Consider the following 12,571-nt stretch of genomic DNA (forward strand, 5'->3'; position numbering starts at 1 on the left):
TGGACATTGGTTTTTAACCAAAGTTATCGCCTTAACGGGCGAGGGCTTTTTTGTTCGTTTTATAATCTAATTTGAGCCGGTTCACACTTTTCAATGAAAATGACTGAAAATTTTCTCGACGAGTTATGTAGACTGGCTGCCATTATTAATGAGGCACGTGTACATGACGACTGAGTTTGAAACCTCTTTTGCCGATCTGGGGCTGTCTGCTCCAATCATTTCCGCCCTGAACGATCTGGGCTATGAAAAACCATCTCCGATCCAGGCTGAGTGTATTCCTCACCTGTTGAACGGCCGCGACGTGCTGGGCATGGCGCAGACCGGTAGTGGTAAAACTGCAGCGTTCTCGCTGCCGCTGCTGCACAACCTGCAGGCAGACCTGAAAGCACCTCAGATCCTGGTGCTGGCGCCGACCCGCGAACTGGCGGTTCAGGTTGCTGAAGCGATGACCGATTTCTCCAAACACATGAACGGCGTCAACGTGGTAGCCCTGTACGGCGGCCAGCGTTACGACGTGCAGCTGCGCGCTCTGCGCCAGGGCCCGCAAATCGTTGTGGGTACCCCAGGCCGTCTGCTGGACCACCTGAAGCGCGGCACCCTGAACCTCTCCAACCTGAGCGGTTTGGTGCTGGATGAAGCCGACGAAATGCTGCGCATGGGCTTTATCGAAGACGTAGAAACCATCATGGCTGAGATCCCGGCTGAACATCAGACCGCGCTGTTCTCCGCCACCATGCCGGAAGCGATCCGTCGCATTACCCGCCGCTTCATGAAAGAGCCGCAGGAAGTGCGCATCCAATCCAGCGTGACTACCCGTCCGGACATCAGCCAGAGCTACTGGTCGGTCTACGGCATGCGTAAAAACGAAGCGCTGGTGCGTTTCCTGGAAGCCGAAGACTTTGACGCGGCGATCATCTTCGTCCGTACCAAGAATGCGACCCTGGAAGTGGCCGAAGCGCTGGAGCGCAGCGGTTACAGCAGCGCCGCGCTGAACGGCGACATGAACCAGGCGCTGCGTGAGCAGACTCTGGAGCGTCTGAAAGACGGTCGTCTGGATATCCTGATCGCGACCGACGTTGCGGCCCGTGGCCTGGACGTTGAGCGCATCAGCCTGGTTGTCAACTACGACATCCCGATGGACTCCGAGTCTTACGTTCACCGTATCGGCCGTACCGGTCGTGCGGGCCGCGCCGGCCGCGCGCTGCTGTTCGTGGAAAACCGCGAACGCCGCCTGCTGCGCAACATCGAACGCACCATGAAGCTGACCATCCCTGAAGTGGAACTGCCGAACGCAGAACTGCTGGGCGAGCGTCGTCTGGCCAAGTTCGCGGCGAAAGTTCAGCAGCAGCTGGAAAGCAGCGATCTGGACCTGTATCGCGCACTGCTGACCAAACTGCAGCCGGAAGAAGAGCTGGATATGGAAACCCTGGCCGCCGCGCTGCTGAAAATGGCTCAGGGCGAACGTCCGCTGATCCTGCCGCCGGATCCGGTCTTCAAGCCACGTCAGCGCCGCGAGTTCAACGACCGTGACGATCGTCGCGGTGACCGTGGCGACCGTCGTGACAGCCGTGACGGCGATCGTCCGCGTCGCGAACGTCGTGACGTTGGCGAAATGCAGCTGTACCGCATCGAAGTGGGCCGTGACGATGGCGTAGAAGTGCGTCACATCGTTGGCGCTATCGCTAACGAAGGCGACATCAGCAGCCGTTACATCGGCAACATCAAGCTGTTCGCTTCCCACTCCACCATCGAGCTGCCAAAAGGCATGCCGGGCGAGATCCTGAATCACTTCACTCGCACTCGCATCCTGAACAAGCCGATGAACATGCAGCTGCTGGGCGATGCGCAGCCGTTCGAACGTCGCGAGCGTCGTGACGGTGGCAACGGCGGCGAGCGTCGCGGCAACGGTCGTCCGTTCAACGGCGAACGTCGCGAAGGCGGCCCACGTCGCTCCTTCGGCGAACGTCGTGAAGGCGGCAACGGCGGCGAGCGTCGTGGCGGTAACTACAACCGTGACGGCAAGCCGGCGCCACGCCGTGATGACGGCGCACCGGCAGCACCACGTCGTCGTTTCGGCGACGCGTAATCGCTGATTCGCCGTTCGCGGTGAAGCGCTCTGAAAAACCAGCCTGCGGGCTGGTTTTTTTATGCCTGAAAGTTGCCGTCAAACGCCCCTGAATGGCGTATCATTCATAAGGTTTTTTCTTACGGATGATATGCACGGGAGATGCCATGAGTTGGCAGCAGTTTAAATCTCAATACCTGGTGCGCTTTTGGGCGCCGCTGCCGGCGGTGATCGCCGCCGGGATCCTTTCTACCTACTACTTCGGCATGACCGGCACCTTCTGGGCGGTGACCGGCGAGTTCACCCGCTGGGGCGGCCATGTGCTGCAGTGGTTCGGCCTGCACCCCGAGCAGTGGGGCTATTTCAAGGTCATCGGCCTGCAGGGCACGCCGCTGGAGCGCATCGACGGGCGGATGATCATCGGCATGTTCGCCGGCTGTATCGCCGCCGCGCTGTGGGCCAACAACATCAAACTGCGTCAGCCGCAGCACCGCATTCGCATCGTGCAGGCGTTGCTGGGCGGCATCATCGCCGGCTTCGGCGCACGCCTGGCGATGGGCTGCAACCTGGCGGCGTTCTTCACCGGCATTCCTCAGTTCTCGTTGCACGCCTGGTTCTTCGCGCTGGCGACCGCCGCCGGCTCCTACTTCGGCGCCAAATTCACGCTGCTGCCGATGTTCCGCATTCCGGTCAAATTGCAAAAGGTGAAGGCCGCCGCGCCGCTGACGCAGAAGCCTGAGCAGGCGCGCCGTCGCTTCCGGTTGGGCATGGCCGTCTTCGGCCTGGCGGTGGCCTGGTCGCTGTGGACGCTGTTCGATGCGCCGAAGCTCGGCATCGCCATGCTGTTCGGCATCGGCTTTGGCCTGCTGATCGAGCGCGCGCAGATCTGCTTCACTTCGGCGTTCCGCGATCTGTGGATCACCGGTCGCACCCACATGGCGAAAGCCATCATCATCGGCATGGCGGTGAGCGCCATCGGCATCTTCAGCTATGTGCAGCTCGGCGTGGCGCCGAAGATCATGTGGGCCGGCCCGAATGCGGTGCTGGGCGGTTTGCTGTTCGGCTTCGGCATCGTGCTGGCCGGCGGCTGCGAGACCGGTTGGATGTACCGCGCCGTGGAAGGGCAGGTGCATTACTGGTGGGTGGGGCTGGGCAACATCATCGGCGCTACGCTGCTGGCCTATTACTGGGACGACCTGGCGCCGGCGCTGGCGACCGACTACGACAAGATCAACCTGCTCGATACCTTCGGCCCGATCGGCGGCCTGCTGGTGACTTACCTGCTGCTGGCGCTGGCCTTCGCCGCCATGCTGTGGTGGGAGAAACGCTTTTTCCGCGCCCGGCCTGAGGCGCAGGTGGTGAATTTGAGGAGCATGCCATGAAAGAGACGACGATAGTGCCGGACTACCGGCTGGACATGCTGGGCGAGCCTTGTCCGTACCCGGCGGTGGCGACGCTGGAGGCGATGCCGCATCTGAAGCCGGGGGAGATCCTGGAGGTGATCAGTGATTGCCCGCAGTCGATCAACAACATCCCGCTCGATGCGCGCAACCACGGCTACAAGGTGCTGGATATCCAGCAGGACGGGCCGACCATCCGCTATCTGATCCAGCGTTAACGCCGAGGCGGTGGGGTTCCCACCGCCTTTTCGCTTTTTAGCCCTTCACGATGTCGCCTTTCACGCCGGCGACGATCTCGAACGAACGCAGCCGCGCCTGATGATCGAAGATCTGGCCGTTGACCATGATCTCGTCGGCATCGGTTTCACGCAGCAGCGTTTGCAGCCCGTGACGCACCGTTTTTTCATCGCCGACGATCGACATCCGCAGCGCCTGTTCGACGCCGTATTGCTCACCGGCGCTCCACAGCGCGTGGATGTTATCCACCGGCGGCGGCAGCGGGCCGGGCGAACCGCGGCGCAGATTGATGAACTGCTGCTGCATCGAGCTGAACAGGAAGCGCGCATCGCGGTCGCTGTCGGCGGCGATCACGTTGACGCACACCATGGCGTGCGGCTGCGCCAGCTGTTTGGAGGGTTTGAAGTTCTCGCGGTACAGCTGCAGCGCCTGGAACAGCATATCCGGAGCGAAGTGCGAAGCGAAGGCGAACGGCAGGCCGAGCTGCGCCGCCAGCTGTGCGCTGTAGAGGCTGGAGCCGAGCAGCCAGAGCGGCACATGCAGCCCCTGGCCCGGCACCGCCTGCACCGGCTGGCCGGGCTGCGCGTCGCAGAAGTAGTTTTGCAGTTCCTGCACGTCGCGCGGGAAGGTATCCACATCGCCGGACAGGTGGCGGCGCAGCGCCATCATGGTGCGTTGATCGGTGCCGGGCGCGCGGCCCAGCCCCAGATCGATGCGGCCGGGGTAGAGCGATTCCAGCGTGCCGAACTGTTCGGCGATCACCAGCGGCGCATGGTTCGGCAGCATTACGCCGCCAGAGCCGAGGCGAATGCTCTGGGTGCCGGCGGCCAGATAGCCCAGCAGCACCGAGGTGGCGGCGCTGCCGATGCCGGTCATGTTGTGGTGCTCGGCCAGCCAGTAGCGCTGGTAGCCCCAGCGTTCGGCGTGTTGCGCCAGATCCAGCGAACAGTGGAAAGCGTCGCGCGCCTTGGCCCCTTGCGGGATTGGCGATAAATCCAGTACCGAAAGCGGTACGGCAGTGTGTTCAGTCATGACATCGTCCATCAGAGAGTGGATCGCTTAAAGGGCGATTGCAGGAGTCTGCATACTAAAAGGCCGAAAAAAGATGCTTTTTAGTGTTAAAAGCATAATCCAATTTATAGTTATAAAAGAGGAGATATGTGCTTGTGATATCCTCATGAGTGCAATGGTGTTTTTTGGAGCAATTTGAGACATGGAAATGATGATCCCCGCCCGCCGCTTACCGTTCCGGGAGCCGATATAATGAAAAAAAAGACGCTGTTTACCCTGTTGCTGATGATGGTGGCGATCGCATTGGCGATCCTGTTCCGCGCGCACAATCAGGATCTGTTACTGCAGGGTGAAGTGGATGCCCCCGAAGTGATCGTCGCATCCAAGGCGAAAGGCCGGGTTGTTGAACGCCTGATCGAACGCGGCGATGACGTGAAAAGCGGCCAGCTGATCATCCAACTCGACAGCCCCGAACTGATGGCGCAGCTGCGTTCCGCGCAGGCGACGCGCGACGAGGCCAAAGCGCAGCTCGAGCTGTCGCTGCACGGCACCCGTGAAGAGAGCATCCGCAACCTGCGCGCCAACCTGGCGCAGGCCGAGGCGCAGTACCGCAATGCGCAAAACGACTACAACCGTAACCTGAGCGTGGCCGGCAAGGGCTATATCTCGAAGTCCGAGCTGGACGCTTCGCGCCGGTCGCGCGACACCGCCTTCCAGCAGGTGCAGGCCGCCAAGGCCAACCTGGATGAAGGCATCAACGGCGACCGCGTCGAGCAGCGGCAGCAATATGCGGCGGCGCTGCGGGCGGCGGAAGAGAACCTGCTGCAGATCCAGGCGCAGAGCGACGATCTGCAGGTGAAAGCGCCGGTGGACGGCGAAGTGGGGCCGATCCCGGCCGAAGTGGGCGAATTGCTGAACGCCGGCAGCCCGCTGGTGACGTTGATCCGGGTGCCGGACGCTTACTTCGTGTTTAACCTGCGTGAAGACATCCTGGCCCACGTGCGCAAAGGCGACAAGGTCAAGCTGCGGGTGCCGGCGCTGAAGGACAAAATGATCGACACCGAGGTGCGCTACATCGCGCCGCTGGGGGATTACGCCACCAAACGCGCCACCCGCGCCACCGGCGACTTCGACCTGAAAACCTTCGAAGTGCGCCTGTATCCGTCACAGCCGGTGGACGGCCTGCGTCCGGGGATGAGCACCTTATGGCAATGGAAAGAGTAAGGGCCGGCTGGCGCTGCTTCAGTCACGCGTTCGACAAAGAGTGTCGCGTCGCCTTTCGCAGCCCGGTGGTGCACTGGCTGAGCTGGATCTTTCCGCTGATCCTGTTTGCGCTGATCAGCAGCAACTTCTCCGAAGGCACGCTGCTCGATCTGCCGGTCTCGGTGGTGGACAGCGATCACAGCCCGCTGTCCAAATCGCTGACGCGGCGGCTGGACGCCGGGTCGCACGCCCACGTCGAGGCATACGGCGGCGGGCTGCCGGAGTCGCTGAGCCGCCTGCGCAGCGCGCAGGATTACGCGTTGCTGTATATCCCACCGGACTTTGAGGCCAATGCGCTGTCGGGCAAACAGCCGAGCGTGGTGATGTACTACAACGCGCTGTTTTACGGCGCCGGGCTGTACTCCACCCAGGACTTCGGCGGCCTGATGAACGAAATCAACGCCAGCACCCGCAGCATCATCGCCACCGAGATGGGCAAAACGTTGCCGCCGCTGGCGGACGTGACGCTCTCCTACGGCAGCCTGTTCAACGCCAGCGGCAGCTATATCTATTACCAGCAGTTCGCCGCCACCATCCACCTGCTGCAGCTGTTCGCGGTGACCTGCATGATCTATGTGCTGGCGCGCAGCAAGTCGCTGCTGCAGGCCAAGCCGTTCAGCCTGGCGCTGCTCGGCAAGCTGGCGCCGTACACGCTGTGTTTCACCACCCTGCTGATGGTGGAGATCGCGGCGCTGGTGGGCATCTTTGACGCCCGCGTCAGCGGCAACCCGCTGTTTATGCTGATGATCGGCCTGTTCTATGTGATGGCGGCGCAGAGTATCGGCCTGCTGCTGTACACCTTTACCGGCAGCACCATCACCGCCTACAGCCTGATCGGTATTTTGGTCAGTATCGCGATGACCTTCTCCGGCATGGCGGTGCCTGAGCTGTCGATGCCGCTGCCGGCGCGCATCATTTCCAACATCGAACCGCTGACCCACGCGCTGTACGCGATGTTTGACGTGTTCCTGCGGCAGGTGCACGCCAGCGCCATCTTCAGCGTGTGCGCGCTGCTGGCGGTCTATCCGCTGGTGGCCGCGCTGCTGGTGCGCAATCGCCTGCCGGCGCGGCTGGCAAAAGAGGGGAGTGCCGGATGAAGCTCTATTGGCAAACCTTCGTTAAGGTGCTGCTCGGCATGCTGGAGCGGCCGGTGTGGCTGATGCTGATCCTGTCGCTGTGCATCATGAGCCTGGTGTACGCCAACCGCACGGTCTGGGATCTGCCGGTGGGCGTGATCGATCAGGATCACAGCACTGCCAGCCGGCAGTTGATCCGCCAACTGGACGCAACCTCCAAGATCGCGATTGAAACCTACGACAGCCTGGAGCAGGCGCAGCGCGATCTCGGCTGGCGCAAGCTGTTTGCGGTGCTCATCATGCCGGTGGATCTGGAGAAGAAAATTCTCAGCGGGCAGAACATCGTGGTGCCGATGTACGGCGACGCCACCAACCGCCTGGCCAACGGCCAGATCCAACAGGACGTGGTGGCGGCCTACCAGCAGTTGTTGACGGAGTACAACAACGGGCTGCTGCTGCGCAGCGGCTTCAGCGAACGGCAGGCGCAGATATTGCTGACGCCGATACTGGGGCAAACGCTGGACGTGTTTAACCCCGGCATCAGCTTTGCGGCGATCATCTTCCCCGGCCTGCTGGTGATGCTGTTGCAGCACTCGCTGCTGATCGCCTGTATCCGCGTCAATATCGCCATGAAGAGCATGCCCGGTGGCAAGGCGCCGCTGGCGGCGCACCTCGGCGGGCTAACGGCGCTGCTGCCGATCTGGCTGTTCCTGTCGATCGTGCTGTTCGTGCTGTGGCCGTGGGTCTTGGGCTATCGGCAGACGGCGAACATCGCCGAACTGTTGCTGCTGACCTTCCCGTTCCTGCTGGCGGTATTGGGGCTGGGCAAGCTGGTGACAGAATGCCTGCGCAGCGTCGAGATGATCTATCTGACGCTGGCGTTCATCACCACGCCGATCTTCTACCTGTCCGGCACTATCTGGCCGCTGCAGTCGATGCCGGCCTGGGTGCGCGCCATCTCGTACAGCATTCCCTCCACCTGGGGCACCAAGGCGATCGCCGGCGTCAACCAGATGGGGCTGTCGCTGAATGAGGTGTGGGGCGACGTCGCCATGATGCTGATACTCGGTGTGGTCTACACCCTGCTGGGCTTCGGCGTCGGCTTCTTGCGCAACAGCGTGGCGCTGCGCGGGATGTTCAGGAAGCGGCGGGCGTAGGGGATAAATAAAGGCGCCATTTTCGGCGCCTTTATTATTTCGTATTATTGATATGTCTAAGGTGATTTATTTAGCTGGGCGTCTACTCTTATTTTTAATTTGATTTGTTATGTTGATTTTGGTAGTTGTAATTGTCGATCTGCTTAGGGAATTAATGGTTGGCGTTAACTTTATCTATAACGTGTTATTTAAAGGATGGAATAATATGTCAACAATAAGAGCGCTTGATTTTGATGAGATGAAATTGATTGGCGGTTGTGGCGATGGAAATAACGGCGGCGATCGTGACAGGCCAGGCAGAGGTGCGTCAAACTCTTGTGCCAATCAGGTTGGAATGGGCATTATCATTGGCGCATTTACCGGTTTTTCCGGCGGCCCTCCAGGGATGATAGGTATGGCGGTTGCCGGTGGCTTAATGGGGGCGGTCTCTTGCGCAGATAACAGCCCTGCCGGGAATAATAAGAATAACGGTGGTGCCTTGGGTGGGAATAAAAACGCCAATAGCGTTAATGGGCAATGTCGCTGGTGATGAGTAAATCGCTTTTAGAGTGTCAAAAATAGAGGGTGGGTTATGGTTAACAGACGTCTTTTAAACCCGCTATGTAATATGATTGCGCTAACGTTGAGTATGTTACTTGTCTCGTTCTCCTCACTGAGTATTATTTCATACGGAGAACATTTGGTAGATGCGGCCATCGCGGTTTTCACTTATTTTGGTATCAGAAGCTGCTGCCTGATGTGTGTAAGTTTATTCCATTGGTTCCACGGTGGAGATGAGCGCATTAATCTTGATAAATAAACAGAGCCGGCAGCGCCCGCTGCCGGCTCTGTCCTCGTTAAGACACCAACTCCAACCCCGCCACGCGGCGCCAGTAGCCGTTGCAGTCGGCGCGGTCGATCAAGTTCAGCGGCTGCTCGCCGCGCTCGTTGGCGCGGAAGGCGTCGATCTGCGCCAGCGTCTCGGCGCCCTGCGGCGACAGCCGCACGATGTCCACCAGCCCCTGCATGCTTGGCAGCTCGTTGCCGAGGTTGTAGCAGTAACCGCTCATGGTCTGGATGCCGTTGAGCACGAACACCTGCTGTTGCTCCTGGGAGCGCATCATGCGGCCCTGCGGATATTTGATGCAGCAGGTTTCGCACTCGTCCTTGCCGCGGTTCTCCGAGCGGGCGGTGAAGCAGCGCGCCGAGTAGGCCAACGGCAGGTGGCCGTAGCTCAGCACCTCCACCTCGAAGTCGTGGCGGAAGCCCAGCTCGTCGCACTGCGTCAGCAGATTGGCCAGCCAGTCGCGCGACAGTTCGACCGGCATGCACCAGCGCACCATGCCCTGGCGGCGCAGCAGGCGCAGGGTATAGGCGTTGTAGCAGTTCAGCGCATGGCCGGCGACGAACGGCAAGCCGCGCTCCGCCGCCATGTTCACCGCGCCCAGATCGTTGGCTTCCAACAGGAACTCGCCGTTCTCCACATAGCGTTTCAGCTCATTCAACTCGGACGGCGCCTGCAGCAGCGCCAGCGTGGAGATCACCACCTGTTTGCCGCTGTGGGCGATCTCGCGCGCCAGCGCCAGCCAATCGCTAACCTTCATCTCGCGCCGTTTGGTGCAGACGCTCTCGCCGAGGTAAATGATGTCGGCGCTGCTCTCCGCCGCCTGTTGATAGAACGCCGCGATGTCGGTTTTCGGCCAGTAGTAGAGTACCGGCCCCAGTGCGTATTTCATGTTTCCTCCTGCTACTGCCATTTGCGGTGATAGGCGCCCAGCGTGGTCTGGGTGCCTTCGGACATCGCGCCCAGCGTCTCCATCCAGGCGGCGTCGGCGCGGTAGGCGGCAGGATTGGCCTGGCAACGGTCGATCGCCTGGCGCCAGACGCGCGCCACCTGGCTGACGTAGGCCGGGCTGCGCTGGCGGCCTTCGATCTTCACCGAGGCGATGTTGGCGGCCAGCAGCTCCGGTAGCAGCTCCAGCGTATTGAGGCTGGTGGGCTCTTCCAGCGCGTGGTAGCGCACGTCGTCCACCAGATAGCGGCCCTTGCACAGCGTCGGGTAACCGGCGTTTTCGTGGTCTTGGTAGCGGTCGATCAGCACGTCGTTCAGGCGCGACTCCATGCCCTGCGGGGTTTGCTGCCAGCGCACGAAGCGCGCCGGCGAGCAGGCGCCGACGGTGTTCGGCGACTCGCCGGTCAGGTAGGAGGAGAGGTAGCAGCGCCCCTCGGCCATGATGCACAGGCTGCCGAAGGCGAATACTTCCAGCGGCACCGGGCTGGTGCGCGCCAGCTGTTTCACCTGATGCATCGACAGCACGCGCGGCAGCACCACCCGGCCCACCTCGAAGTTGCGCTGGTAGAAACGGATCGCCTCTTCGTTGGTGGCGGAGGCCTGCACCGAAACGTGGCGCTCCAGCTGCGGGTAGCGCTGGGCGGCGTATTCCAGCATCGCCAGATCCGCCAGAATCAGCGCGTCGGCGCCCAGCTGGGCGGCCATATCCACCGCGCGCTGCCAGCGGGCGTAGCCGTCGGGATGGGCGAAGGTGTTGATGGCGATATGCAGTTTGCGGCCGTGGCGATGCACGTAATCAACCGCTTCCTGCAGCTTTTTCTCGGTGAAGTTGAGGCCGGCGAAGTGGCGCGCGTTGGTATCGTCTTTCAGCCCGATGTAAACGGCGTCGGCGCCGTTATCTACCGCGGCCTTCAGGGCCGGCAGGTTGCCGGCGGGGCAAAGCAGCTCCATAGATTTATCCTGGCTTAGCCGTGCGCCCGGCCGGGCGCACGCTGTCTTTAAAGGTTGCCGGCGGCGGTGTTCCGCCGGCAAACGCGAATCGGGGAGGCCATTTTAGGCGAAGGGGTGCGCACAGGTTTTGATTTGGGGCAGCTTATGGCGTATTGATAAACATGGCGGTGAAATGCACTATTTGTTGATATAGACCGCTGAAGCCGCGCGCCAGTGTGGCAAAATAGCGGTAGTCCGTATTGAAAGGAGTGGATGACCGTGTTGGAACAACTACGAGCACGCCTTGTGCGCCAGGGGCCGTCGCTGCTGCGCATCCCGCTGAAATTCACGCCGTTCGCCCTGCAGCGCCAGCTGCTGCAACAGGTGCTGAGCTGGCAGTTCCGCCAGGCGTTGGCGGATGGCGAACTGGAATTTCTCGAATCGCGCTGGTTAAAGATCGAAGTTCGCGATCTGGCGCTACACTGGTTTATGACGGTAGAAAACGACAAACTGGTGGTCAGCCAGCACGCCGAAGCGGACGTCAGCTTCAGCGGCGACGCCAACGATCTGATCCTGATCGCGGCGCGCAAGCAAGATCCGGATACGCTGTTCTTTCAGCGTCGGCTGCAGATTGAAGGGGATACCGAATTGGGCCTGTATGTGAAAAATTTGATGGACGCCATCGAGCTGGAAAGCATGCCTGCGCCGCTGCGCACGGGGCTGCTGCAGTTGGCTGATTTTGTCGAAGCAGGGCTGCAGGAGGGCACGGCGTCGGCTTCCCGTGTGGCGGTATCATGCTGATCCGCGTAGAGATCCCGGTAGACGCGGCGGGCATCGACGCCTTGCTGCGCCGCGCCTTTGGCCGCGACGACGAAGCAGACCTGGTGCAACAGCTGCGCGAAGACGGCCTGCTGACGCTGGGCGTGGTCGCCACTGACGACGAAGGCGGCGTAGTGGGTTATGCCGCGTTCAGCCCGGTAGATGTGGCCGGCGAAGACCGCCAATGGGTGGCGCTGGCGCCGCTGGCGGTTGACGAAAGCCTGCGCCGTCAGGGGCTGGCTGAAAAGCTGGTGTACGAAGGCTTGGACTCGCTGAACGAATTCAGCTACGCCGCGGTGGTAGTGCTGGGCGATCCGGCCTATTACGGCCGCTTCGGCTTCAAACCGGCAGCCGCCTATGGCCTGAATTGTCGCTGGCCGGACACGGAAAGCGCATTCCAGGTGTATCCGCTGGCGCAAGACGCTCTGAATGGCGTCAGCGGCGAAGTGGCTTTTTCGGCGCCGTTTAATCGCTTTTAACGATCGGCAACAAATCCTCCAACGACAGCGGCGGGTGATTCACCAGCCGCTCTTTTTGTATTTTGCTCAGCTGTTTGACGCGGTATTCCAGCTTCAGCGCCGTTGAGCGATCCCCCACCTGGCAGTGAAACGCCAGCGTCAGCTCCCCTTTGCCGCGCAGCGCCTTGGCACCTTTGCCGGCCTGATGCTGCGCCAGGCGGCGCGCCACGTCGGTGGTGATGCCGGTATACAGTATGCCGCTCGGTAAACGCAGCATATAGAGGTGCCAGGGAGTGGGGGTAGTGTCGGTCATCGTACGCCGTTTCGGTGGCCAGGGTCGGCGTATGATGGCATGTTCGCCATCACAATCCCATCCCCGGCCGC

Annotated in this window: 14 protein-coding genes; 10 read left to right on the forward strand and 4 right to left on the reverse strand. The window is 61.2% G+C overall.

Annotated elements, in window-relative coordinates:
• Window positions 1-99 precede the first annotated feature (99 nt).
• The 4 genes from yrbN to yedF all read left to right on the forward strand — a co-directional run bounded on the left by yrbN (window position 100) and on the right by yedF (window position 3,683).
• On the forward strand, window positions 100-174 hold the full coding sequence (gene yrbN, locus ACOWVD_RS09440; protein WP_223182019.1) for a protein YrbN: 75 nt from the start codon (window positions 100-102) through the stop codon (window positions 172-174).
• A complete protein-coding gene (locus ACOWVD_RS09445) occupies window positions 164-2,086 on the forward strand; it encodes a DEAD/DEAH family ATP-dependent RNA helicase (RefSeq protein WP_004933492.1) in 1,923 nt (640 codons plus the stop codon). Before yrbN ends, ACOWVD_RS09445 begins: the two co-directional genes overlap by 11 nt.
• A gap of 146 nt (window positions 2,087-2,232) precedes the next feature.
• A complete protein-coding gene (yedE, locus tag ACOWVD_RS09450) occupies window positions 2,233-3,447 on the forward strand; it encodes a selenium metabolism membrane protein YedE/FdhT (RefSeq protein ID WP_016929320.1) in 1,215 nt (404 codons plus the stop codon).
• Window positions 3,444-3,683, forward strand: a complete 240-nt coding sequence (gene yedF / locus ACOWVD_RS09455) for a sulfurtransferase-like selenium metabolism protein YedF (protein WP_421105594.1) — start codon at window positions 3,444-3,446, stop codon at window positions 3,681-3,683. The genes yedE and yedF overlap by 4 nt, the downstream gene beginning before the upstream one ends.
• Window positions 3,684-3,720: 37 nt before the next feature.
• Here the strand turns inward: yedF and ACOWVD_RS09460 are convergent, their stop codons facing one another.
• Window positions 3,721-4,734: a luciferase-like monooxygenase gene (locus ACOWVD_RS09460; RefSeq protein ID WP_015376417.1), complete on the reverse strand. Its 1,014-nt coding sequence runs from the start codon at window positions 4,732-4,734 to the stop codon at window positions 3,721-3,723.
• A gap of 231 nt (window positions 4,735-4,965) precedes the next feature.
• Between ACOWVD_RS09460 and ACOWVD_RS09465 the strand changes: the two genes are divergently transcribed.
• The 4 genes from ACOWVD_RS09465 to ACOWVD_RS09480 all read left to right on the forward strand — a co-directional run bounded on the left by ACOWVD_RS09465 (window position 4,966) and on the right by ACOWVD_RS09480 (window position 8,738).
• A complete protein-coding gene (locus ACOWVD_RS09465; protein WP_004933479.1) occupies window positions 4,966-5,937 on the forward strand; it encodes an HlyD family secretion protein in 972 nt (323 codons plus the stop codon).
• Window positions 5,919-7,073: an ABC transporter permease gene (locus ACOWVD_RS09470; RefSeq protein ID WP_015376418.1), complete on the forward strand. Its 1,155-nt coding sequence runs from the start codon at window positions 5,919-5,921 to the stop codon at window positions 7,071-7,073. Before ACOWVD_RS09465 ends, ACOWVD_RS09470 begins: the two co-directional genes overlap by 19 nt.
• Window positions 7,070-8,209, forward strand: a complete 1,140-nt coding sequence (locus ACOWVD_RS09475) for an ABC transporter permease (RefSeq protein WP_421105595.1) — start codon at window positions 7,070-7,072, stop codon at window positions 8,207-8,209. Before ACOWVD_RS09470 ends, ACOWVD_RS09475 begins: the two co-directional genes overlap by 4 nt.
• Before the next feature lie 109 nt (window positions 8,210-8,318).
• Entirely contained in the window at window positions 8,319-8,738 is a 420-nt protein-coding gene (locus ACOWVD_RS09480) for a hypothetical protein (RefSeq protein ID WP_134954209.1), read from the forward strand.
• A gap of 307 nt (window positions 8,739-9,045) precedes the next feature.
• Here ACOWVD_RS09480 and ACOWVD_RS09485 read toward each other — a convergent pair whose 3' ends face one another.
• Entirely contained in the window at window positions 9,046-9,924 is an 879-nt protein-coding gene (locus ACOWVD_RS09485) for a U32 family peptidase (protein ID WP_049243044.1), read from the reverse strand.
• A gap of 11 nt (window positions 9,925-9,935) precedes the next feature.
• Window positions 9,936-10,931 (reverse strand): ubiquinone anaerobic biosynthesis protein UbiU, encoded by a 996-nt coding sequence (ubiU, locus tag ACOWVD_RS09490; protein WP_033631633.1) that lies wholly within the window; start codon window positions 10,929-10,931, stop codon window positions 9,936-9,938.
• Between the two features lie 258 nt (window positions 10,932-11,189).
• Between ubiU and ubiT the strand changes: the two genes are divergently transcribed.
• Together ubiT and ACOWVD_RS09500 are read left to right on the forward strand one after the other, a co-directional pair.
• Entirely contained in the window at window positions 11,190-11,711 is a 522-nt protein-coding gene (ubiT, locus tag ACOWVD_RS09495; RefSeq protein WP_421105596.1) for a ubiquinone anaerobic biosynthesis accessory factor UbiT, read from the forward strand.
• Complete coding sequence (locus ACOWVD_RS09500; protein ID WP_021504238.1) at window positions 11,705-12,208, forward strand: GNAT family N-acetyltransferase; 504 nt, start codon at window positions 11,705-11,707, stop codon at window positions 12,206-12,208. The genes ubiT and ACOWVD_RS09500 overlap by 7 nt, the downstream gene beginning before the upstream one ends.
• Here the strand turns inward: ACOWVD_RS09500 and ACOWVD_RS09505 are convergent.
• Complete coding sequence (locus ACOWVD_RS09505) at window positions 12,195-12,500, reverse strand: GIY-YIG nuclease family protein (protein WP_164095758.1); 306 nt, start codon at window positions 12,498-12,500, stop codon at window positions 12,195-12,197. The two genes, ACOWVD_RS09500 and ACOWVD_RS09505, sit on opposite strands and share 14 nt — an antisense overlap.
• Between the last annotated feature and the right edge of the window lie 71 nt (window positions 12,501-12,571).

Origin of the sequence: Serratia sp. SA088 (assembly GCF_049065515.1) — a bacterium.
GTDB classification, from domain to species: domain Bacteria; phylum Pseudomonadota; class Gammaproteobacteria; order Enterobacterales; family Enterobacteriaceae; genus Serratia; species Serratia nematodiphila.

Coding starts and splice junctions, on each gene's coding strand:
- ACOWVD_RS09445 (WP_004933492.1), top strand. CDS start 164: ATGACGACTGAGTTTGAAACCTCTTTTGCCGATCTGGGGCTGTCTGCT.
- yedE (WP_016929320.1), top strand. CDS start 2,233: ATGAGTTGGCAGCAGTTTAAATCTCAATACCTGGTGCGCTTTTGGGCG.
- yedF (WP_421105594.1), top strand. CDS start 3,444: ATGAAAGAGACGACGATAGTGCCGGACTACCGGCTGGACATGCTGGGC.
- ACOWVD_RS09460 (WP_015376417.1), bottom strand. CDS start 4,734: ATGACTGAACACACTGCCGTACCGCTTTCGGTACTGGATTTATCGCCA.
- ACOWVD_RS09465 (WP_004933479.1), top strand. CDS start 4,966: ATGAAAAAAAAGACGCTGTTTACCCTGTTGCTGATGATGGTGGCGATC.
- ACOWVD_RS09470 (WP_015376418.1), top strand. CDS start 5,919: ATGGCAATGGAAAGAGTAAGGGCCGGCTGGCGCTGCTTCAGTCACGCG.
- ACOWVD_RS09475 (WP_421105595.1), top strand. CDS start 7,070: ATGAAGCTCTATTGGCAAACCTTCGTTAAGGTGCTGCTCGGCATGCTG.
- ACOWVD_RS09480 (WP_134954209.1), top strand. CDS start 8,319: ATGTTGATTTTGGTAGTTGTAATTGTCGATCTGCTTAGGGAATTAATG.
- ACOWVD_RS09485 (WP_049243044.1), bottom strand. CDS start 9,924: ATGAAATACGCACTGGGGCCGGTACTCTACTACTGGCCGAAAACCGAC.
- ubiU (WP_033631633.1), bottom strand. CDS start 10,931: ATGGAGCTGCTTTGCCCCGCCGGCAACCTGCCGGCCCTGAAGGCCGCG.
- ACOWVD_RS09500 (WP_021504238.1), top strand. CDS start 11,705: ATGCTGATCCGCGTAGAGATCCCGGTAGACGCGGCGGGCATCGACGCC.
- ACOWVD_RS09505 (WP_164095758.1), bottom strand. CDS start 12,500: ATGACCGACACTACCCCCACTCCCTGGCACCTCTATATGCTGCGTTTA.